This window comes from Sphingomonas sp. GW821-FHT02B09, from assembly GCF_059421875.1.
On the sequence record NZ_JBWKVV010000001.1, the window covers coordinates 1,374,862 to 1,394,441 of the forward strand.

A 19,580-nucleotide genomic window follows, 5' to 3' on the forward strand; every position below is an offset into this window, starting at 1 on the left:
GAAAACACGTATCTCTTCTCCCCGCCTCCGCGCCTCCGCGTGAACCATTCTCGTCGCGTCTTCGCGTGATCACCTCCTCAGCCAGCCGCGGAACGCGCCCGCACCCGCCACCGCCACACCCCCGTGACGAACAGCGCCGCCGGCAGCAGCCCCGACACGAACACCAGCCACCGCCCGAGCAACCCGAACGCCTCGCCGTCGTGCAGCGGATGCAGCCACGTCAGCAGCACGTCGCCACCACTGTCGCGCCGCGCGTCGCGTACCGCCAGCACCCGCCCGTCATAGGGGTCGAGCCACACGTTGCTGCGCGGGAAGCGCCGGCTCGGCTCACCGGGCAGCGCGAAATTGATCCGCACCACGCCGCGCGCATCCGTCGGCGTCTCGATCCACGCCAGCGCGCCGCCCGGCAGCGCCCGCTCCGCCCGCCGCACCAGATCGTCGAGCGGCAAGGCCCCGACCGCCCGCGGCACGCTCGACAATCGCGGCGGCGCGAACAACGGCGAGGTTCGCGCCACCACGGGACGCACCTGATCGGGCAGGTCGAGCATCGCCCCCGTCACCGTCACGACGATCAGCACCAAGGCCCCGCCGATCCCCGTCCATTTGTGCCAGTCGTACAGGCGCCGCGACCGCACCGCACCGCGCTTCCACGCCAGCGAACGGCGCCATCCGCCGGGTCGCGGCCACCACGCCCACAAGCCGCTGACCAGCATCGCGAGCATGACGATCCCGGCGATCCCCATCACGATCGCCCCCGGCGCCTCGAGCAGCAGCCGGTAATGGAGATCGTAGATCCACGTCGTCCAGTAATCGCCCCAATGGCTGCGCCGCACCACCCGCAGGCTGACCGGGTCGAGCCACAGCATCAGCGGCGCGAACGCCCGCCCCCGCGTCTCGACGGGCTGGTAATAGCGCAATGGGATCGGCCCGCCGTCGGGCGTCACCTCGATCCGCCACGCGCCCGTCCGCCCCGGCTCGGCACGGTGCAGGGCGCCATAGACCGCCTGCCACGACGTGGGCCGCGCCCCCGCCGCCACCTGCGCGAGGCCCGGATGCAGCGCGCCGTCGATCGCGGTGTAGAAGACCAGCACGCTCCCGGTCAGCCCGGTAAGCGCGAACAACGCGCCCACGCTCAGCCCCAGCCACAGATGGATGCGCCGGACGACGACCCGCGCCCTCACAGCGTCAGCCGCACGCTGCCATAAAGCGCGCGGCTGTCGGCCGGGGAGTGCAGCAGCTGCGTCCCGTCATACCAGACATATTCGTAACGACGGTTGCCGATGTTCTTCAGCTGCGCCGCCACCTCGAGCTGCGGCAGCACCCGCCACGCCACCTCGCCGGTCACCACCAGATAGGCGCCGTAGCGCGGCAAGGTATTGGCGGGCGTCAACTCGTAGCTCGACTGGCCATTGCCCCACAGCGATACGCGCCACCGCTCGACGGGAACGACATCGACCCCGCCGGAGAACAAATTCTGCGGCACATGGTCGATCCAATTGCCCGCCTGCGACGGCGTCGCCGGATCGGGGGTGACGATCCGCGCCCGCTGGTACGAATAGGCGCCCCACAGATTGGCCCCCTTCACGGGCGTCACGCTGACCTGCACGTCGAGCCCGCGCCGCCGCGTCGCGCCGAGATTGTCGCTGTCGCCGGAAGGATCGTTGAGCCGCCGCTTGATCTCGCCGCTCGCGGTCTGCTCCCACAGCGCGACGCGCGCCTCCAGCCAGCGGCCGCGCGCAAGCTTTACCCCCGCCTCCCAGCCCTCGTTGATCGACGGCGCGAGGTCGGTGGTGCGCGGCGGCACCTTATAGGCTCCCGCGCCGACGCCGATCTGGAACGTCCGGCCGTAATTGCCGTAAGCGGTGACGCCCGCCAGCGGGGTGATCGCGACGCTCAATTTGGGCTGGCTGATCGTGCCATAGTCGTTGATCGGATAGCGCTGCCCGTTCAGCCGGTTGCGCAGGGATCCGGAGACGGTGTCGAACCGCCAGCCCGGCGTGATGCTCAGCCAGGCGGTGGGCTCGATCACCGCCTGCGCATAGCCGCCCGCGACGGTCAGGCCGAACGCCTGGTCGCGCGTCTGGCTGGTGATGATGCGGCTGGCGGTCAGCCAGCGCAGGCTTTCGTTATCCTGCACCTGCACGTCGCCGCCGATCTCCAGCATCAGCCGGTGCAGGAAGGCGACCCTCGGGTGATAATGGAGCGTTGCCAGTCCGCCATATTGGTCCTCGCGCGCCAGCCGCCGCTGCTGCGCCACCGTCGCCGAGAAGCGCACGAAGCGGTCGTCGTGCAGCCCGTTGGCATAGCCCTTGGCGCTCAGCGCCAGCGTATCGGTGAGATCGGCATCGAGGTGCAGGCTGTACTGGCTCATCTGCCGCCGCCCGCCGTCGGTCGCCGAGACCGGATAGGAGCGCCGCCGGTCGGCATAAGCGTCGGCGTCGGTGAGATAGCCGGGCTCCTGCGCCTCGACCTGCGCGTAGCGCGCGATCCCGCCGAGCCGCACCGCGCCCCAGTCGTAGAACCATTTGCCCGCGAGGCTCACCCGGTCGAGCCCGGCGTGATCGCGGAAACCATCGCTGTGGCGATAGCCGACGAAGTAATTCTGGCTGAGCCTGCCCGTCTCGACACCCGCCGAAAGCTGTCCCTCAGCAGTGCCGAACGCCCCGCCGAGACCCCGTGCGTCGAGATAAGTGCCGCCGATCCGCGTCGCGATATCGGCGCTGCCGGCGATCGCATGCAGGCCGTAGCGCGGATCGGCGGTGCCGCGCACCAGCTCGACCTGCGCGATGTCGAGCGGCATCACCGCGTCGATGAACGGCATGCCGCCGTCGTTGGCGTTGCTCGGCACGCCGTCGATCAGCAATTTGACCGCATTGATCTCGCCTTCGCCGTTGAAGCCGCGGATCGAGAAGCGGCCCGAGGTCGTCCCCTGGTTGAAGTCGGTCAGCGAGACGCCGGGCAACCGCGCGAACAGCTCCCATGTGTTGTCGACGCTCTGCCGCTGCGCGACGTCGCCGCCGAGCCGGTCGATCGAGGTGACGATATTGCTGGTCGAGCGCGCCATGTCGCGCGCGGTGACGACGATGTCGCCGACCGAGAAACTGGTGTCGTTGGTATCAGCATCATGGTCGTGGCGCTGCGCCCATGCCGGAGTCGCGAGGACGGGGGCGAGGGCGAGCGCGACGCCCGCCGCCGCCGTGGCGGTTCGTAGGAAGATCATTGCAGGCAATTCCCGATCCTGGCGCGTGCCCTCTCCCGGGCCGCACCGTCAGTGTCGTTGTGGATGGATCAGGAAAGCTGCGGCGGTCCGCGCATCGGCGGCCGCACATGCGCGCGGTCGCGCAACGCCGGCCAGCGCATCGCGCGCACGCCGAGCGCCATGACGAAGGCGATCGCGAGCACCAGCAACACCGGATCGACCGGCGTCGTCGCCGCCTGCGCCAGCGCGCCATAGGGACAGGGCATGTCGGTGGCGGGATGATCGGCCTCGCGATGGCCGCCCGAACCGTGATGGCCGCCATGCGCCATCGCCATCGGCGCGACCGGACCGTAGCCGCTGCACATTTGCAGCACCGGCCGCCCGTCGACGCTGCCGACCATGAACCCTGCCGGCACCAGCAGCCGCACCGCAAGCGCCAGCGCCGCCAGCCACAAAGCGAGCGTGCGATGATCCAGCAACAGGCGGCGGAGCGACGTCACGGCTGCGTCTTAGGCGAGGCCGCAGCCCCTGTCATCGACCTGGATCAGGTAGGATAATCGTAATGTCCGCGGGCTAATATTCCGTCTAGTATGAACACCATGCACCGGTCCCTGCTCCGCCCGCTCCTCGCTACGCTGCTGCTGCTCGGCACGCTGTTCGGGTCGGCTCCGGCGTGGGCGGCGGTGACGATCACCTTCTGGAGCCACGAACTGGGCAACAGCTTCCCGCACGCCTTCTTCACGCTGCGCGGCGTGCAGGATGCCGGCGGGCCGCCGGTCGACGTCAATTACGGCTTCACCGCCAAGTCGGTTTCGCCCGCGCTGCTGATGGGCAGCGTCGCCGGTCGGCTCGACATCTCGCGCCCCTTCTACATCGGCACCAGCGACGCCCAATTCTCGGTGGTGCTGAGCGACGCACAATATGCGCAGATGCTGACGCTGATCGCCGCCTGGGACGAGAAGACCGGCGACGGACGCTACAATCTCAACGATCGCAACTGCATCCACTTCGTCAAGGAAGCCGCCCGCATCGCCGGCCTGACCGGCCTCGATCATCCCAAATTGATGAAGAAGCCGCGATCCTATCTGCAGGCGGTCGCGGCGGCCAACCCAGACCGCGTCGCGGTGATCCACATGCACGGCAAGGCCTATCTCGCCTCGCTGCCGCCGTTGACGGCGGTGCCGGTGAGCGCGGCGGCGACCGGCCCGGTGCCACCGGTTGCGGCGCCGGTAGCGATGGTCCAGCCGCTACCGGCACACTGACCGCACCCCCTCCCCGTTCGTGCTGAGCCTGTCGAAGCACGGTGAGGCTACCGCGTTGGTAGAGGCTAGGATCGATCGACATTCAACTCGTGGAAGGTGACAAATCCTCCCCCGCCAGGGGGAGGTGGCGCGGCGAAGCCGTGACGGAGGGGGAGGACACGGAACGGACGTGTGGCTTACCTCCCCCTCCGTCATGCCTGCGGCATGCCACCTCCCCCTGGCGGGGGAGGAACTATGCTAAGACGAAGAAGGTCGATCCCGCCTAGATCCCCCGCCTAGCCCCGCACGATCTCCATCACGTCGAGCGTCGAATGGAAGCCCGGGAACGGCAGCACCAGCCGCCAGCGCGCGGTGCCGATCCGCTCGACCAGCCCCGCCATGTCGCGCTGCCGGTCGCGGCCGTAGCGCATCGGCCGGTCCTCGTCGCCGAGCGCCAGCGTCCCGAGGAAGATCGTCCGTGAATCGGTGCTGTCGAACAGATTGCCGCTCGCCCTCTGGTCGCCGTCGGTGACGAACTGGCGGACGATCCCCGTCTCGCTCACCCGGCAGCTCGTCCAGCCGCCGCTCAGCAGCGGTCGCGCCCCCGGTCCGATCCCGCCGAGCCGGTGCACCCGGCAGCGATAGACGCCGGGCAGCAGCGCCGCGCCCTCGATCACCCGGTCGGGGTCGAACAGGTCCGCGTCGGCGGCGAGCCGCTCGCGTCCCTCGGGCGTCGCACGCACCTTGGTCAGCGCCTGTATCCAGGCGTCGCGCCAGCCGCGCAGGCGTTCGCGGTCCTGCCGCGTCGCGACCTTGCGCCAGTCGCTGTCGCCCGTGTCCTGCGCGCGCACCGCGGCGGTGGCGAGCATCGCGCCGGCGAGCGTCACCGCCAGAAAACGCCCCACCCTCATGCCGCGGTCCAGCCGCCGTCGACCGACAGATTGGCGCCGGTGATCGCCTTCGCCTCGTCGCGGCACAGGAACAGCGCAAGCGCCGCCACCTGCTCGGGCGTCACGAACTCCTTGGTCGGCTGCGCGGCGAGCAGCACGTCGTTCATCACCTGCTCGCGGGTCAGCCCGCGTGCGGTCATCGTATCTGGGATCTGCGCCTCGACCAGCGGCGTCCAGACATAGCCCGGCGAGATGCAATTGACCGTCACGCCATGCTGCGCCGTCTCCAGCGCGACCGTCTTCGTCAGCCCGACCAGCCCGTGCTTGGCCATCACATAGGCCGATTTGTTGGGGCTCGCGACGAGGCTGTGCGCCGAAGCGGTCGAGATGATCCGCCCCCAGCGCTGCGCCTTCATGTGCGGAACGGCGGCGCGCATCGCATACCAGGCGCTGGTCAGGTTGATCGCCAGGATCGCCTCCATCCGCTCGGGCGGAAACGATTCGATCGGCGCGACATGCTGGACGCCGGCATTGTTGACGAGGATGTCGACGCGGCCGGTCTCGCGCACCGCGCGCTCGACCAGCGCGGCGATCTCGTCGGGCTTGGTCATGTCGGCGGCATCGTACAGCGCCGCCGCGCCACTCGTCGCGGCGAGCCCGGCGCGGATCGTCTCGATCGCCTCCGCCTCGCCGAAGCCGTTGATGACCAATGCCGCGCCTTCCGCGGCGAACGCCCGCGCATAGGCGAGGCCGATACCCGACGTGGACCCGGTGACAATCGCGGTCTTGCCCTTGAGGACCATAGACGTGCTCTCCTGCTATGCCTCCCGTCTGCGTCGATGCGCGCGCTGTTGCAACCGGGGGCGGGGTTGGGCATTCGTAACGCAAGCTAAACGGAGCCTTGCATGCGCCTCGACGATTTCGATCCCAATATTGACGTCGGCGATCAGGGGAACCGCGGCGGCGGTTTCGGTGGCGGCGGTGGCGGCGGCGGCCTTTTGTTCGGCCTGCTGCCGCTGATCGGCAGCCGCTTCGGCTGCGGCGGCATCGTCGTCGTGCTGCTGCTGATGGCGGTGTTCGGCGGGCTCGGCAATCTCGGCAGCCTCGTCGGCGGCGGTGGCGGCAGCGGCACGCAGGTGACGCGGAGCGCGCCGTCCGAAGGCGGCTCGGCCACCGCGGTCTGCACCTCAGATCCCGCCAAGAAAGCGGCCTGCGACGCGTTCAGCTCGGCGCAGAAGACCTGGACCGCGCTGTTCGCGCAGAGCGGCCAGCGTTTCGCCGCGCCCGGCCTGCGCTTCTTCTCGCAGAACGGCCAGTCGGGCTGCGGCGCCGCGCAATCGGCGATGGGGCCGTTCTATTGCCCGACCGACCAGCGCATCTATCTCGACACCAGCTTCTTCGACGAACTCGCCAACCGTTTCGGCGCCAAGGGCGATTTCGCGCAGGATTACGTGATCGCGCACGAATTCGGCCATCACATCCAGAATCTCCTCGGCACGTCGGACAAGGTGCAGAACGTCCAGCGCAGCGGCAGCGAAACCGAAGGCAATGCCGCCTCGGTCCGCCTCGAACTGCAGGCGGATTGCTATGCCGGCGTCTGGGCCGCGCAGAACCGCAGCCGCATGGAGCCGGGCGATCTCAAAGAGGGCCTGACCGCCGCGCAGGCGATCGGCGACGACACGCTTCAGAAGGAATCGACCGGCCGCGTCGTCCCCGACAGCTTCACGCACGGCACCTCGGCGCAGCGCATGCACTGGCTGCAACGCGGCATCCAGACCGGCGACCCCGCCCAGTGCGACACGTTCAGCGGCGCGATCTGACGGCCGCCCCGCCCTCGACCCCGCTATCGCATAGGACCGACTGGAAGCTGGGACAGCATTTACAGCCCCCGTCATGCCGGACTTGATCCGGCATCCCGCTTCTTCGCCCCGTCTGGAGGAGCGGGACCCCGGCGCAAGGCCGGGGTGACGGAGTAGCTTTATAAAGTCGTCCGAATCACTCGGACGAGCATATCCGATCCCCCTCCCCCGAATGAAGGCGAACTAGACCGGATCGACATTCGAGGTCGTCGACGCAAAATTCCTCCCCCGCCAGGGGGAGGTGGCGCGGCGAAGCCGTGACGGAGGGGGAGGTAAGCGACCACGTCTGTTTCGTGCCCTCCCCCTCCGTCAGGCCTCCGGCCTGCCACCTCCCCCTTGCGGGGGAGGAATTTGGGTGAATGGCAATCCGCTTTAACGCCCCGCCAGTTGCCGGGCGAAATGCACCTCGACCGCCTTGGTCACGCTGTCGGCGATCCGTTCGCGGCCCGCCGGGCTGTCGAGGAACGCCGCATCGACCGGGTTGGAGATATAGCCCGTCTCGAACAGGATCGACGGCATGTCCGGCGCCTTGAGCACCATCAGCGACGCCATGCGGTGGAACACCGGCTTGGTCGGAATGCGCGGCTTGGCCTCGCGGCCGAGCAGCCGGGCGAAGCTCGCCGAACTGTTCATCGTCTCGCGCTGCGCGAGATCGATCAGGATCGACGAGACGTCCGCCCCGGCATCGCCCAGATTGACCCCGGCGATCACGTCCGCCTTGTTCTCGCGCAGCGCCAGCCGCGCCGCCTCCTTGTCCGACGCCACTTCGGACAGGGTATAGACCGACGCGCCGCTCGCATCGCCGCTGCCGACGCTGTCGCAATGGACCGAGATGAACAGGCTCGCCTTCAGCCGCCGCGCGATGCCATAGCGTTCGCGCAGCACCAGATAGCGGTCGTCGTCGCGGGTCAGCGCCACCCGCACCCGCCCGCTCGCCAGCAACGCATCGCGGATCGAGCGCGCGATGCGCAACGTCACGTCCTTCTCGCGCAGCCCGGTGACCGCGTTGATCGCGCCCGGATCGACCCCGCCATGACCGGCGTCGATCACCACCAGCGGCCGGCTGTCGTCGCCACGCACGCGTGGCAGCGCCGCGGCACGCGCCGGCGGCGGCACGGGAATCGACAGCTTGTACTTGGGCCGCGCCCCCCATTCGCCCAGATCGACCGCGAAGAAGCGCACCGGCCCCGCCGCAGCCGCCGCGGCGACCCGCGCCGCGGTCGCCGGTGCGATCGACAGCGCCAGATTGCCGTCGGCATCGAAGCCGCCGTCGGCGATCACCGCCGGTCGCGCGAGATCGAGCAGCAACCGCGTGCCGTCGCCCTGCCGCATCTGCCTGATGCTCCGCACCAGCCCGCCGGTGACCACCTCCGCACCGGGGATCGCCTGCGCGACGTCGACCGCGATCTGGCGGCTGCCGCGCAGCACCACGCCCGTCGCGTCGATCACCGGCCCGTCGAACCGCACGACGATGCGGCCGCCGTCGACCACGACGCTGCGGATCGCCGTCGCGGCATGCGCCGGCACGCTCGCGCACCAGCCGAGGATCAGGGCAACGATCGCGATCATCGGGCGACCTTGCCGCGCCGCGGGGGCGCCGGTCCAGCGAAAAGCCATGGCACGTTCCTTGGGCGCCGGCGTCTGGCCGGTGCCTGAACGAGCATCATGACCGGCAGGCGCCAACGCCCGGTTGCGCGGCGCGGTTAATGCACGATTCGGCATGAATTTGCCGCCGCTCCGGCAGATTCGTGCCAGTTGCGATACGAGAAGCGCAATGCTACCAACGGACTGCACCCGTGCGTCGCGCTTCATTCGTGCAAGCGACGCATCGGTCCCCGCGCCGTCCTGGCGCGGTTCTAACCAGGTTGACGCTCGCATGACGCACTTATCCAACGCTCGACACCGCCCGGCCTCGGCCGGCGGCGTGGCGAGCGTGTGGGAGGGCCGTGCCCCCCGACGTGCGCGGCGAGCAGACGCATTCTCACCATCCCGCGCCGGTCCGCCCGGCGCCATCTATCAACGCGCATGCGCGCCCTGCGACCCGGTTGCAGGAGCGCCACGCGCGCGGAGACCGTTCAATGACCACGCGTATGCTGATCGACGCACGCCACCGGGAAGAGACCCGGGTCGCCGTCGTCAAGAATAACCGGATCGAGGAATTCGATTTCGAAAGCGCCGAGCGCAAGCAGCTCAAGGGCAATATCTATCTCGCCAAGGTGACCCGCGTCGAACCGTCGCTGCAGGCGGCGTTCGTCGATTACGGCGGCAATCGCCACGGCTTCCTCGCGTTCAGCGAAATCCACCCCGATTACTATCAGATCCCCAAGGAGGATCGCGACGCGCTGCTGCGCGAGGAGGCGGAGCATGCCGCCGAGGAAGCCGCGCTGCGCGCCGAACATGACGGCGACGACGACGATCACGACGGCGACGAGCACGGCGACGACGACCACGACGATTTCGACGACGCCGACCATCACGACGACGGCGAGCACGACGAGGGCGAAGGCGCCGCCGAGGGCACGTCGAAGAAGCCGCGCAGCGCCAATGACGAGGAGGTCGAGGCGCTGCGCCAGCGTCGCATGAACCTGCGCCGCCGCTACAAGATCCAGGACGTCATCCGCCGCCGTCAGGTGCTGCTGGTCCAGGTCGTCAAGGAAGAGCGCGGCAACAAGGGTGCGGCGCTGACCACCTATCTGTCGCTCGCCGGCCGCTATTGCGTGCTGATGCCCAATACGTCGCATGGCGGCGGCATCAGCCGCAAGATCAGCAACGCGTCGGATCGCAAGCGCCTGAAGTCGATCATGGCCGACATGCAGTTGCCGCCGTCGATGGGCTGCATCGTCCGCACCGCCGGCCTCCAGCGCACCAAGGTCGAGATCAAGCGCGACTTCGACTATCTCGCGCGGCTGTGGGACGGTATCCGCGAGGCGACGCTGAGTTCGGCGGCGCCGGCGCTCGTCTATGGCGACAGCGACCTCATCAAGCGCGCGATCCGCGACATCTACAACAAGGATATCGACGAGGTCATCGTCGAGGGCGAGGAAGGCTTCCGCCAGGCGAAGGACTTCATGAAGCTGCTGATGCCCAGCCACGCACGCCGCGTGCGGCAATATGCCGACGCCGTGCCGCTGTTCCAGCGCGCGCATGTCGAGGACCAGCTCGCCGCGATGTATCATCCGGTCGTGCAGCTGAAGTCGGGCGGCTATCTCGTCATCAATCCGACCGAGGCGCTGGTGTCGATCGACATCAACTCGGGCCGCTCGACGCGCGAGCACAATATCGAGCAGACCGCGACCGCGACCAATCTGGAAGCCGCGCAGGAGATCGCGCGCCAGCTCCGCCTGCGCGACATGGCCGGGCTCGTCGTCATCGACTTCATCGACATGGACAACAATTCCAATGTCCGGAAGGTCGAGAAGGCGATGAAGGACGCGCTCAAGGACGATCGCGCCCGCATCCAGGTCGGCCGCATCTCGTCCTTCGGCCTGATGGAGATGAGCCGTCAGCGGCTGCGCACCGGCGTGCTCGAAGCCTCGACCCGCGCCTGCCCGCATTGCGAAGGCACCGGCCTCGTCCGCACCGCCTCGTCGGCGGGCCTGTCGGCGCTGCGCCTGATCGAGGAAGAGGCCGCGCGCGGCCGCGGCTCGCTGCTGACGCTGCGCGCCAGCCAGGAAGCGACGATCTACGTCCTCAACCGCAAGCGCGCCGATATCGCCGAAATCGAGGATCGCTACGGCGTCCAGGTCGAGATCATCCCCGATCGCGAGGAAGAGGGCGCGCGCATGTCGGTCGAGGCCTCCGGCCCGCCGCCCGCTTACGCCCCCAAGATCGAGGCGCTCGTCGAAGAGGAATATGACGACGTCCCCGAGGAGATCGAGGAGGAAGAGGAAGACGAGGAGATCGTCGAGGCGGAGGAAGAGCCGCGTCGCGAAGGCGGCCGTCGTCCCGAGCGCGAGGAGCGCGGCGAGGACGAGGGCGAGGGCCGCGGTCGTGGCCGCCGTCGTCGCCGCCGCGGTCGTCGCGGCCGCAAGGACGAGAATGGCGAGGCGTCGCAGGACGAGACCGGCGGCGAGACCGAAGGCGAGGCTGAGGACGGCGTGGAGGCCGAGGCGATTGCCGGCGACGCCGAGACGACGCATGCCGAGACCGGCGAGCGTCCCGAGGGCGAAGGCCGTCGTCGCCGTGGCCGTCGCGGTCGCCGCGGTGGCCGTCGTCAGGAGGGCGGCGCCGACGCCGCGCAGACCGTCGAGGCCGGTGGCGACACCGCCGAGGACGATCTGCCGCCCGCCGATCTCGAGCCGATCGTCGAAGCCGGCGATGCCGGTCCGGTGATCACCGGCCTCAACGCCCCCGAACCGGCGACGGTCGAGGACGCGACCCCGGTCGAGGCGCCCAAGACGCGCCGCCGTCCCCGCGCCCGCAGCGCCGCCGCCCCGGCGACCGAAGCCGCCGTCGAGACGGTGGCCGAGGAAGCCGCACCCGCGACGGTCGCCGAACCGGTCGCCGAGGAACCGGCCGCCAAGCCGAAGCGCACCCGCAAGAAGAAGGCGGACGTCGAGGCGGTGACCGAGGCGCCCGCCCCGGAAGCACCGGCGGAGGCCCCCGTCGCCGAGGACAAGCCGAAGCGTCGCCGCACCCGCAAGGCCGCGACGACCGAGGCGGCGCCGGCGGACACGATCGAGGCCCCCGCCCCGGTCGAGCCGACGCCCGCCCCGACGCAGGAGGAAGCCACCCCGGCAGCCGAGGTCGACACCGACGCTGCTGCCGACGAGGCCGGCGACACGCCGCGCCGCGGCTGGTGGCAGCGCACCTTCGGCGCCTGATCCCCACTCCCCCTCCCTCCATGGGAGGGGGAGCGCAGATGACCATTTGAAGTTGCGCGACGGCATTTATATCTCCGTCATGCCGAACTTGATCCGGCATCCCGCTTCTCCGCACCGTCGGAAGAAGCGGGACCCCGGCGCAAGGCCGGGGTGACGGGGTGGTTTTGGAAAACCGTCCGAAGCATGCAGACGGCCATAGGCGATAGGCCTACCCCAGGAGGGATCAGATAGGGACGTAAGTGTAAGTCCCTCACGTTCCAAACCGCCCCGTCACCCCGGACTTGTTCCGGGGTCCACTCGGCGGCGAGGAGAAAGGCTCGATTTGACCATTCCCTCGCGGCCCGGTGGACCCCGGAACGAGTCCGGGGTGACGAACCTAGTGAGGAAATCGATCGAGCCTCATCACCATAGCCATAGGCGATAGCCCCGCCCGCCATGGAGGGAAGAACCCGTTCGGGGTAACCTCCAACCCTCCCGTCACCCCGGCCTTGCGCCGGGGTCCCGCTTCTTCCCGCCACCACGAAAGGAACGGGACCCCGCACCAAGGCCCCGTGACGACCGCTAAACGGCCTGCCAGAGCCTCCAAACCACACCGCACCCGTACCGGACCAAATTGGACGTTTGACGAACACCGTCCGTCCCCCGATAGCGACCCTTCCACTCCGCTGAGGTCCGTGCCATTTCCGCCGTCGCTCCAGAACCGTCGGCGTCTCGCTGGCCGAGCCTGCTCCTCCTTACCCTCGCCGCCTTCGCCATCCGGGGATGGCAGTTCGGCAATCCGGTCATCCAGATCGACGAGCAATTCTATCTGCTGGTCGGCGATCGGCTCTGGCACGGCCTCGGCCTGCCCTTCATCGACTTCTGGGATCGCAAGCCGTTCGGCCTGTTCCTGATCTATGCCGCGATCCGCGCCTTCGGCGGTGACGGCATCCTCGCCTATCAGATCGTCGCCACAATCTTCGCCGCACTGACCGCATGGTGCGTCGCACGTATCGCGCGCCACGTCGCGCCGCCCGGCGCGGCGATGCTCGCCGGCCTCGTCTATATCGTCTACCTCTCGGTCAACGCCGGCGACGGCGGCCAGAGCCCGGTCTTCTACAACCTGCCCGTCGCGCTCGCGGCGTGGTGCGTCGTCGGCGCCTATCGCCGCCGCCGCTTCGACCGCAGCGCCTACGCCCGGTCGTGCCTCGTCATGGCCCTGTTCGGCCTCGCCTTGCAGATCAAATATTCGGTGCTGTTCGAAGGCACGTTCTTCGGCCTCGCGCTCGTCGTCCGCGCGCTGCGTACCGGCGCAAGCCTGCCGGCCACGGCAATCGCGGCGCTGTCATGGTGCCTGATCGCCTTGCTGCCGACCGCCGCCGTCGTCGCCTTCTACTGGCATATCGGCGCGCTCGACACGCTGGTGTTCGCCAATTTCCAATCGGTGTTCCTCCGCCAGCCCCCCGACGCCGCGCTGATGATCGCGCGGCTCGCGCTGATCGGCGCGCATCTCCTGCCGATCGCGATCGTCGCGGCGCTCGCGGTTCCACGGCTCCGCAGGATACGGCCGATCGGTCCGCTGCTCGCCGGCTGGGCCGCCGCGGCGATCGTCGGTCTGCTCGTGTTCGGGACCTATTTCGATCATTACGCGCTCCCGCTCGTCCTGCCGCTGTCGATCCTCGCCGCGCCGCTGCTCGCGCATCGGATCAGCAGGGTGCCGGTCGTCGTTCCCGTGCTGCTGATCGGTCTCGCCTATGTCGCGATCAACACCGCGATCCTGCGCACCACCCGCGGCGATGGCGCAGGCGTCCGCCGCCTCGCGGCGCGGATCGGCCAGTCACCCGCGGGGTGCCTGTTCGTCTTCCAGGGCGATCCGATCCTCTACCAGCTCACCCGCTCCTGCGTCCCGACCGCTTATGCCTTCCCGACCTTCCTCAGCGAGCGGGGCGACAACCGGACGACCGGCATCGACCCGCACGCCGAGCTGCGGCGGGTGATGGCGCGACGCCCGGGCTATGTCGTGATCAGCAGCGTCGATCCCGCCGTCACCGATCGCGCCGCCTATGAATTCATGGAGCGCGAACTCGATCGGCACTATCGGCTGGTCGACCGCTCGGTGCTGAGCGAGCGCATCGACCGCCTCTACGCCCGCGCCATGGATTAGAGACGCACCAGCATCTTCCCCATGTTCCCGCCCGAGAACAGGCCGAGGAACGCCTCGGGCATCGTCTCCAGCCCCTCGAACACCGTCTCGTTGCGCTTGAGCTTGCCGTCCTTCAGCCAACCGCCCATGTCGCGATAGAAGTCGGCGGAGCGATCCTTGAAGTCGCTGACGATGAACCCCTGGATGCGGATACGATTGCCGATCAGCCGCGCGAGGTAGCGCAATTCGGTCGGCTTGCTGCTGTTGTAGACGTCGATCATCCCGCACACCGCGAACCGTGCGTGCAAATTGGCATGCGCCAGCGCCGCATCGAGATGCTCGCCACCGACATTGTCGAAATAGACGTCGATCCCGTTCCGCGCGACCTCGCCGAGCGCCTTCACCACCGGCGTACCGCTCTTGTAATCGATCACCGCATCGGCGCCGAGCGACTCCACCCAGGCGCATTTCTCCGCACCACCCGCCGAGCCGATCACCCGCAGCCCCTTGGCCTTGGCGATCTGCACCACGGTCGATCCGACCGCACCCGCCGCGGCGGAGACGAACACCGTATCGCCCTCCTTGGCGCCGGCGACCTCGAGCAAGCCGAAATAGGCGGTCATCCCCGGCATGCCGAGCTGGCCAAGATAGGCCTGCGGATCGACGTCGAGTTCGGGCAGGGGCTGGACCTGGTCGGCGGGGAGCACCGCCTCGTCGCGCCAGCCGGCGAAATGCTGGACGGTGTCGCCTTCCTTGAACCGGTCCGAGCGGCTCTCGACCACCGTGCCGATCGCGCCGCCGTCCATCGGCTTGCCGATCTCGAACGGCGGCGTGTAGCTCTTCACGTCGTTCATCCGCCCGCGCATATACGGATCGACTGACAGCCAGCTATTGGCGATCCGCACCTCGCCCTCGCCGAGGTCGCGGCGATCGAGATCGATCAGCGCGAAATTGTCGCTGGTCGGCAGGCCCTGCGGCCGCGACGTCAGGCTCCACGCTCGTGCCATCGTTTCATTCTCCTCAAAATCCGGCCGACCAGTCTGGGCCGATCCGTTGCAGATCGCAACGCAAAAGGCCCGGGACAAGCCCGGGCCTTCGCGTGGGTCTTCGATCGGGCTCAATAGGTGCCCGAGAAGCTCCGGTTCAGCGTCTTGTCGCCGTCGGTGCCGGTCGTACCGCTGCTGCTGGCACTCGCCGACGAGGTCGAACGCGTGCCGTCCGCCTGCGTCTGCGTCGCGGCCGAACGACCCGTCGCATAGGGTTCGCGGCGCGCCCCGTCGTCATCGTCGCCGAACAGCGCCTGGTTGCGCTCCTCGTCGCGCCACGCCTTCTTGGCGTCCGCCGCAGTCTTGCTCAGCGTCACCTTGCCGTCGACCGACTGCAGCCAGCTCGACGGGATCGAGTGATGGCGACCGCCGGCGTCGGCGTCGTTCTTGGTCAGCAGGATGCGGTCACCGCGTACCTTGTCGACGGTGCCGACATGCTCTCCATCCGAGCCGACGACGTCCGCATGCTCCTCGACCTTGTTGAGCAGGTCGCGCTGCGACTGGCGGTTGGTGCGCCACGAGCTGAACTCATTCTCGAACTTCGAGCGATGCTCGCGACGATATTCGTCATAGTCGCGATCGAGCGACTGGATCTGGCCGCGACGCCAGCTGTGATAGTCGTTGTCGCGATCGTTATAGGCGCGCTCGTCGAGCCGCGAATCGAAGTCGCGACGGCGCTCCGCTTCCTCGTCGCCGAACCACGAGCGCACCTCGTCGCCGGCGCGTGCGAAGAAGCCGCGATCCTCATAGTCATAGCCTTGCGGCTGACGCCCATAGCCCTGCCGGCCCTGACCCTGATCCCGGCCGCCGCGGGCGCGATTGCGATAATCGTCGTCGTCGGCATGACGAGACGGGCCGAAATCCTCGAACCGGTGACCGCCCGACCCGTAGCTGCCGTGATATTCGCGTTCGCCACGATCGCGGCCGGCGTCGGCGCCGTAGCGGCTGCGCTCGCCATAGCGATAGTCGGACTGCCGGTCCTGATCGTACCGGCCGTGGCTGTCGCGCCCGTCGTTGGCGTAACGATCATAGCCGCCGCGCGTCGCGCCGTAATCGTCGCGTCCGCGGCTCTGGTCGTAGCGATCGTAGCGCTGGTTGCCATAGTCGCGCGCGCCATAGCCCTGGCGGTCGCCATCGAGCCGGCCGGCCGCCTGATATTCGCGTGCGCTCGAATAGCTATAGTCCCGGCCCGAGCCATAGTCGCGGCCGTAGCCCTGACCGTCGTCGCGCCCGTACGTGTCACCCGGTGCGTTGCTGCGGGGATTGCGTTCGTAGACCATGATCGTCTCCTTGTAGGATAGCTCCTGCGGGTGCCGGTCGCGTCGTTGCTGCGCGACCGTGCTCCTGATCCAGATAAAGATCAGGTCCCGCCTTCGTTCCTGAAGTTACGGCAGGGCAACGATTTTGCGTCGCACGCAGCCATCGGTCCGTCGCATGGGAATTTTCGGATGGGTCGATCGGGCCTGTTGCATCGCCCGCAAGGGGCGGCTAATGGCGTCGCTCTCGGGCTCGCCCGAGCCGGGGTGCGGGGCTGTAGCTCAGATGGGAGAGCGCTGCAATCGCACTGCAGAGGTCAGGGGTTCGATTCCCCTCAGCTCCACCACCACCCCGCTATCCCTCCACCGATCCCCGACAGTGCCGGCGCTACCAACGGCCCGCTGCCGCGTTACACCGGTCTATGGCCAGTGCACCGATCCCCGCCGCGACGCTCGTCGTCTTCCGTGACCGTCGCGATGCGCCGCCGGACCTGCTGATGGTCGAGCGGGCCAAGGCGATGGTCTTCGCCGGCGGTGCGATGGTGTTTCCCGGCGGCCAGATCGATCCCGGCGACCACGCGCTCGCCGCGACGATCGGCGCGGGCGACGACGGCGCCGCGCGCATCGCCGCGATCCGCGAGACGATCGAGGAAGCCGGCCTCGCCATCGGCCTCCACCCCGTTCCCCCGGCGGCGACGCTGGCGGCGATCCGCGCGCGGCTGCACGGCGGCGCGCCATTCGCCGCGATTCTCGCCGACGCGGGGCTGACGCTCGACCTCGACGCCCTGGTGCCGTTCGCGCGCTGGCTGCCCGATCATCGGACGACGCGGATTTTCGATACGCTCTTCTTCCTCGCCCGCGCGCCGGAAGGCGCCGCGGCGACCGTCGACGCGACCGAGAACGTCCGCCTCGTCTGGACCGGCGCCGCCGCTTTGCTCGCCGAGGCGGATGCCGGCCGCGCGACGATCATCTACCCCACGCGCCGCACGCTCGAACGGCTCGCGCTATTCGCCGATCACGGCGCAGCGGTCGCGCAGGCGCGCGCCTATCCGATCCGCACCATCACGCCCTTCGTCGAGACGCGCGACGGCGTGCCGCACCTCTGCATCCCCGACGACCTCGGCTATCCCGTCACCGGCGAGGCGATGACGCGGGCGCAGCGCGGCTGATGCGTGCCTTGCGTCGGGCAATCGGCTGGATCGCGGCGCTGCTCGCGCTCGGCGCGGCGGCGCTGCTGCTGTGGGCGATCGCCCGCGGGCGGCCGCAGGACATGCCGTGGACCCCGCTCGACCTCGGCGCGCCGACCGGATTGTTCACCGGCCGCAAGCTCACCGCGCTCACCCGCGACTTTCCGCAATGCCGCGCGCTGCTCGACCACGCTGGCGTCCGCTATACCGTGCTGCCGCCGCGGCGCGGCGCGGGGGATTGCGGGTATGACGACGGCATCCGCCTGACCACAGGCGGCGCCCGGACGATCGGCTTCAGCCCCGCCGGCCTCGGCGTCGCCTGTCCGGTCGCCGCCGCGCTCGCCACGTGGGAATGGAACGTCGTCCAGCCCGCCGCACAACGCCATTTCGGTAGCCGCGTCGTGACGATCGACCATTTCGGCAGCTATTCCTGCCGCCGCATCTACGGCCGCGATGCCGGCACGTGGAGCGAACACGCGACCGCCGACGCGGTCGACGTCGCCGGCTTCCGCCTTGCCGACGGCCGCCGCATCACCGTCGTCGGCGACTGGCGCGGCGAGGGCGCGAAGGCGGCCTTCCTGCACGAGGTCCGCGACGGCGCCTGCCAGCTGTTCGCGACGACGCTGTCCCCCGATTACAACGCCGCCCACCGCGATCACCTCCACCTCGACCAGGCGGACCGGGCCGCGGGGTGGCGCGCCTGCCGATGATGCGGCGCCTCCCGCTCAGTGCGGCAAGGCCGCCCCGGTATCGACCTTCTCCACCCAGTGCGGAAAGAACACCGGCTGCCGGTTCGACCAGCCCGACGCGGTGGCCGCCGCCTCGCTGATCGACTGGAGCAATTTGCGCCGCACCTCGGGGTGCAGGTGCGGCAGCGCCGCCGCCGCGCAGAATGCGCTCGGCAGCCATGGCCGCGCCGACGCGCCGATCAGCCGCTCGTACAGGAAGCGGAAGGCCGAGAAGCTGGTCAGCCGCCCCTGCCCCAGATCGAACCCGACCAATGTCACCAGCGGCGCCAGAAACGGCTCGACCGCGGCGAGATCGGCATCGTCGGGCACCAATTGGCGCAGTTCGGGCAGCGCGCGATACAGGCGCGCCTGCGCGCGGATGCTCGCCGCCTCGACGATGTCGCGCGACCAGCGCGTCATCGCATCGTCGCGGTCGAGCCCGATATCGAGGCTGCGCCGGATGTACCGCTGCGTCGAACTCGGAAACCCCGCGAATTCCTTCATTTCCGCCAGCGTCATCGCGCCTTCGGCCGGTCTGTTCTTGGCACCCATGATCGTCACCCACCCCGCCAGAGAAGTCGGGCCGATCCTGCGCCACGATGGTTAACAGCATCCTTAACGCGGGACCGTCCGACGTAACAAAAGCATCACGAAAGCTGTTGCAGCGCAACATCCGTTGCGACGAGCGGAGTGCATTTGGTCGCAAAGGCGCTCGCGGCGGCTATGGCGGTCCGCCGCCAAACCCACCCCGTCACCCCGGACTCGTTCCGGGGTCCACCCCGCGGCGAGGAGAAAGGCTTGAGGCGAGACCGCGCGCCTGCGGCCCCGTGGACCCCGGAACAAGTCCGGGGTGACGGATCGTTTTAGGAACCGGAACGCCCGCATCCAGTCTCCACACAGCAAAACGGCGGCCCCTCGCGGGACCGCCGTTCGCTCCATTCCGCGCGAAGCCTCAACCCTGCCGGTTGCGCTCCGCATCCTCGTCATAGCCCGACGAGGGCGCCGGATCGTGATCGTGACCAGGCTGCGTCAGCGACGGCGGATCGCTCGCATCCATCGATTCGTCCAGACCGGCGTCGAGCCGCGCATCCGCGCTGCCGGGGTTCTTCTCGAGACGCTTGTTGATCGACTTGTCCTGTCCGGCATCCTGGCGCGGGTCGCGCTCCTGGTTGCTGGCCGACGGCGCGACCGACAGGCTGTCAAGAGCCTTTTCGTCGATTCCGGTCATG

The 19,580-nt window shown here is 69.0% G+C and carries 16 protein-coding genes and 1 tRNA gene; 7 read left to right on the forward strand and 10 right to left on the reverse strand.

Features of this window, described 5'->3' with window-relative positions:
• Positions 1–77: 77 nt before the first annotated feature.
• The 3 genes from AC07U4_RS06375 to AC07U4_RS06385 form a co-directional block, all read right to left on the reverse strand.
• Entirely contained in the window at positions 78–1,181 is a 1,104-nt protein-coding gene (locus AC07U4_RS06375; protein ID WP_495194800.1) for a PepSY-associated TM helix domain-containing protein, read from the reverse strand.
• A complete protein-coding gene (locus AC07U4_RS06380; protein ID WP_495194801.1) occupies positions 1,178–3,220 on the reverse strand; it encodes a TonB-dependent receptor in 2,043 nt (680 codons plus the stop codon). Before AC07U4_RS06380 ends, AC07U4_RS06375 begins: the two co-directional genes overlap by 4 nt.
• Positions 3,221–3,288: 68 nt before the next feature.
• The gene (locus tag AC07U4_RS06385) at positions 3,289–3,699 is read right to left on the reverse strand and encodes a DUF2946 family protein (protein ID WP_495194802.1); all 411 of its coding nucleotides are present in this window, start codon (positions 3,697–3,699) and stop codon (positions 3,289–3,291) included.
• A gap of 99 nt (positions 3,700–3,798) precedes the next feature.
• Here AC07U4_RS06385 and AC07U4_RS06390 point away from each other — a divergent pair, with 99 nt between their 5' ends.
• Positions 3,799–4,461: a hypothetical protein gene (locus AC07U4_RS06390; RefSeq protein WP_495194803.1), complete on the forward strand. Its 663-nt coding sequence runs from the start codon at positions 3,799–3,801 to the stop codon at positions 4,459–4,461.
• A 275-nt stretch (positions 4,462–4,736) separates the two neighbouring features.
• On the opposite strand, the gene AC07U4_RS06395 is transcribed toward AC07U4_RS06390, so the two are convergent.
• Positions 4,737–5,351 (reverse strand): DUF4893 domain-containing protein, encoded by a 615-nt coding sequence (locus tag AC07U4_RS06395; protein ID WP_495180628.1) that lies wholly within the window; start codon positions 5,349–5,351, stop codon positions 4,737–4,739.
• Positions 5,348–6,133, reverse strand: coding sequence for a 3-hydroxybutyrate dehydrogenase (locus AC07U4_RS06400; protein ID WP_495194804.1), 786 nt, complete (start codon positions 6,131–6,133; stop codon positions 5,348–5,350). Before AC07U4_RS06400 ends, AC07U4_RS06395 begins: the two co-directional genes overlap by 4 nt.
• Positions 6,134–6,235: 102 nt before the next feature.
• Between AC07U4_RS06400 and ypfJ the strand changes: the two genes are divergently transcribed.
• Positions 6,236–7,150, forward strand: a complete 915-nt coding sequence (gene ypfJ / locus AC07U4_RS06405; RefSeq protein WP_495194805.1) for a KPN_02809 family neutral zinc metallopeptidase — start codon at positions 6,236–6,238, stop codon at positions 7,148–7,150.
• 411 nt (positions 7,151–7,561) lie between these two features.
• Here ypfJ and AC07U4_RS06410 read toward each other — a convergent pair whose 3' ends face one another.
• Positions 7,562–8,806: an N-acetylmuramoyl-L-alanine amidase family protein gene (locus tag AC07U4_RS06410; protein WP_495194806.1), complete on the reverse strand. Its 1,245-nt coding sequence runs from the start codon at positions 8,804–8,806 to the stop codon at positions 7,562–7,564.
• Between the two features lie 473 nt (positions 8,807–9,279).
• On the opposite strand from AC07U4_RS06410, the gene AC07U4_RS06415 reads away from it, so the two are divergent.
• Complete coding sequence (locus tag AC07U4_RS06415; protein WP_495195023.1) at positions 9,280–12,012, forward strand: Rne/Rng family ribonuclease; 2,733 nt, start codon at positions 9,280–9,282, stop codon at positions 12,010–12,012.
• Between the two features lie 1,024 nt (positions 12,013–13,036).
• Positions 13,037–14,155: a hypothetical protein gene (locus AC07U4_RS06420; RefSeq protein ID WP_495194807.1), complete on the forward strand. Its 1,119-nt coding sequence runs from the start codon at positions 13,037–13,039 to the stop codon at positions 14,153–14,155.
• Here the strand turns inward: AC07U4_RS06420 and AC07U4_RS06425 are convergent.
• Together AC07U4_RS06425 and AC07U4_RS06430 are read right to left on the reverse strand one after the other, a co-directional pair.
• Positions 14,152–15,141 carry an NADP-dependent oxidoreductase gene (locus AC07U4_RS06425; protein ID WP_137898722.1) on the reverse strand — a complete coding sequence of 330 codons (990 nt, stop codon included), beginning with the start codon at positions 15,139–15,141 and terminating at the stop codon, positions 14,152–14,154. The two genes, AC07U4_RS06420 and AC07U4_RS06425, sit on opposite strands and share 4 nt — an antisense overlap.
• Positions 15,142–15,251: 110 nt before the next feature.
• Positions 15,252–16,460 carry a DUF2171 domain-containing protein gene (locus tag AC07U4_RS06430; protein ID WP_038661098.1) on the reverse strand — a complete coding sequence of 403 codons (1,209 nt, stop codon included), beginning with the start codon at positions 16,458–16,460 and terminating at the stop codon, positions 15,252–15,254.
• A 247-nt stretch (positions 16,461–16,707) separates the two neighbouring features.
• On the opposite strand from AC07U4_RS06430, the gene AC07U4_RS06435 reads away from it, so the two are divergent.
• The 3 genes from AC07U4_RS06435 to AC07U4_RS06445 all read left to right on the forward strand — a co-directional run bounded on the left by AC07U4_RS06435 (position 16,708) and on the right by AC07U4_RS06445 (position 18,333).
• A tRNA-Ala gene (locus AC07U4_RS06435) sits at positions 16,708–16,783 on the forward strand.
• 75 nt (positions 16,784–16,858) lie between these two features.
• Positions 16,859–17,605, forward strand: a complete 747-nt coding sequence (locus AC07U4_RS06440; RefSeq protein WP_495194808.1) for an NUDIX hydrolase — start codon at positions 16,859–16,861, stop codon at positions 17,603–17,605.
• Positions 17,605–18,333: an extensin-like domain-containing protein gene (locus tag AC07U4_RS06445; RefSeq protein WP_495194809.1), complete on the forward strand. Its 729-nt coding sequence runs from the start codon at positions 17,605–17,607 to the stop codon at positions 18,331–18,333. Before AC07U4_RS06440 ends, AC07U4_RS06445 begins: the two co-directional genes overlap by 1 nt.
• A gap of 15 nt (positions 18,334–18,348) precedes the next feature.
• Here the strand turns inward: AC07U4_RS06445 and AC07U4_RS06450 are convergent, their stop codons facing one another.
• Both AC07U4_RS06450 and AC07U4_RS06455 read right to left on the reverse strand, forming a co-directional pair.
• Positions 18,349–18,903 carry a hypothetical protein gene (locus AC07U4_RS06450; RefSeq protein ID WP_038661102.1) on the reverse strand — a complete coding sequence of 185 codons (555 nt, stop codon included), beginning with the start codon at positions 18,901–18,903 and terminating at the stop codon, positions 18,349–18,351.
• A gap of 400 nt (positions 18,904–19,303) precedes the next feature.
• Positions 19,304–19,579 carry a hypothetical protein gene (locus tag AC07U4_RS06455; RefSeq protein WP_137898726.1) on the reverse strand — a complete coding sequence of 92 codons (276 nt, stop codon included), beginning with the start codon at positions 19,577–19,579 and terminating at the stop codon, positions 19,304–19,306.
• Position 19,580: the final 1 nt, after the last annotated feature.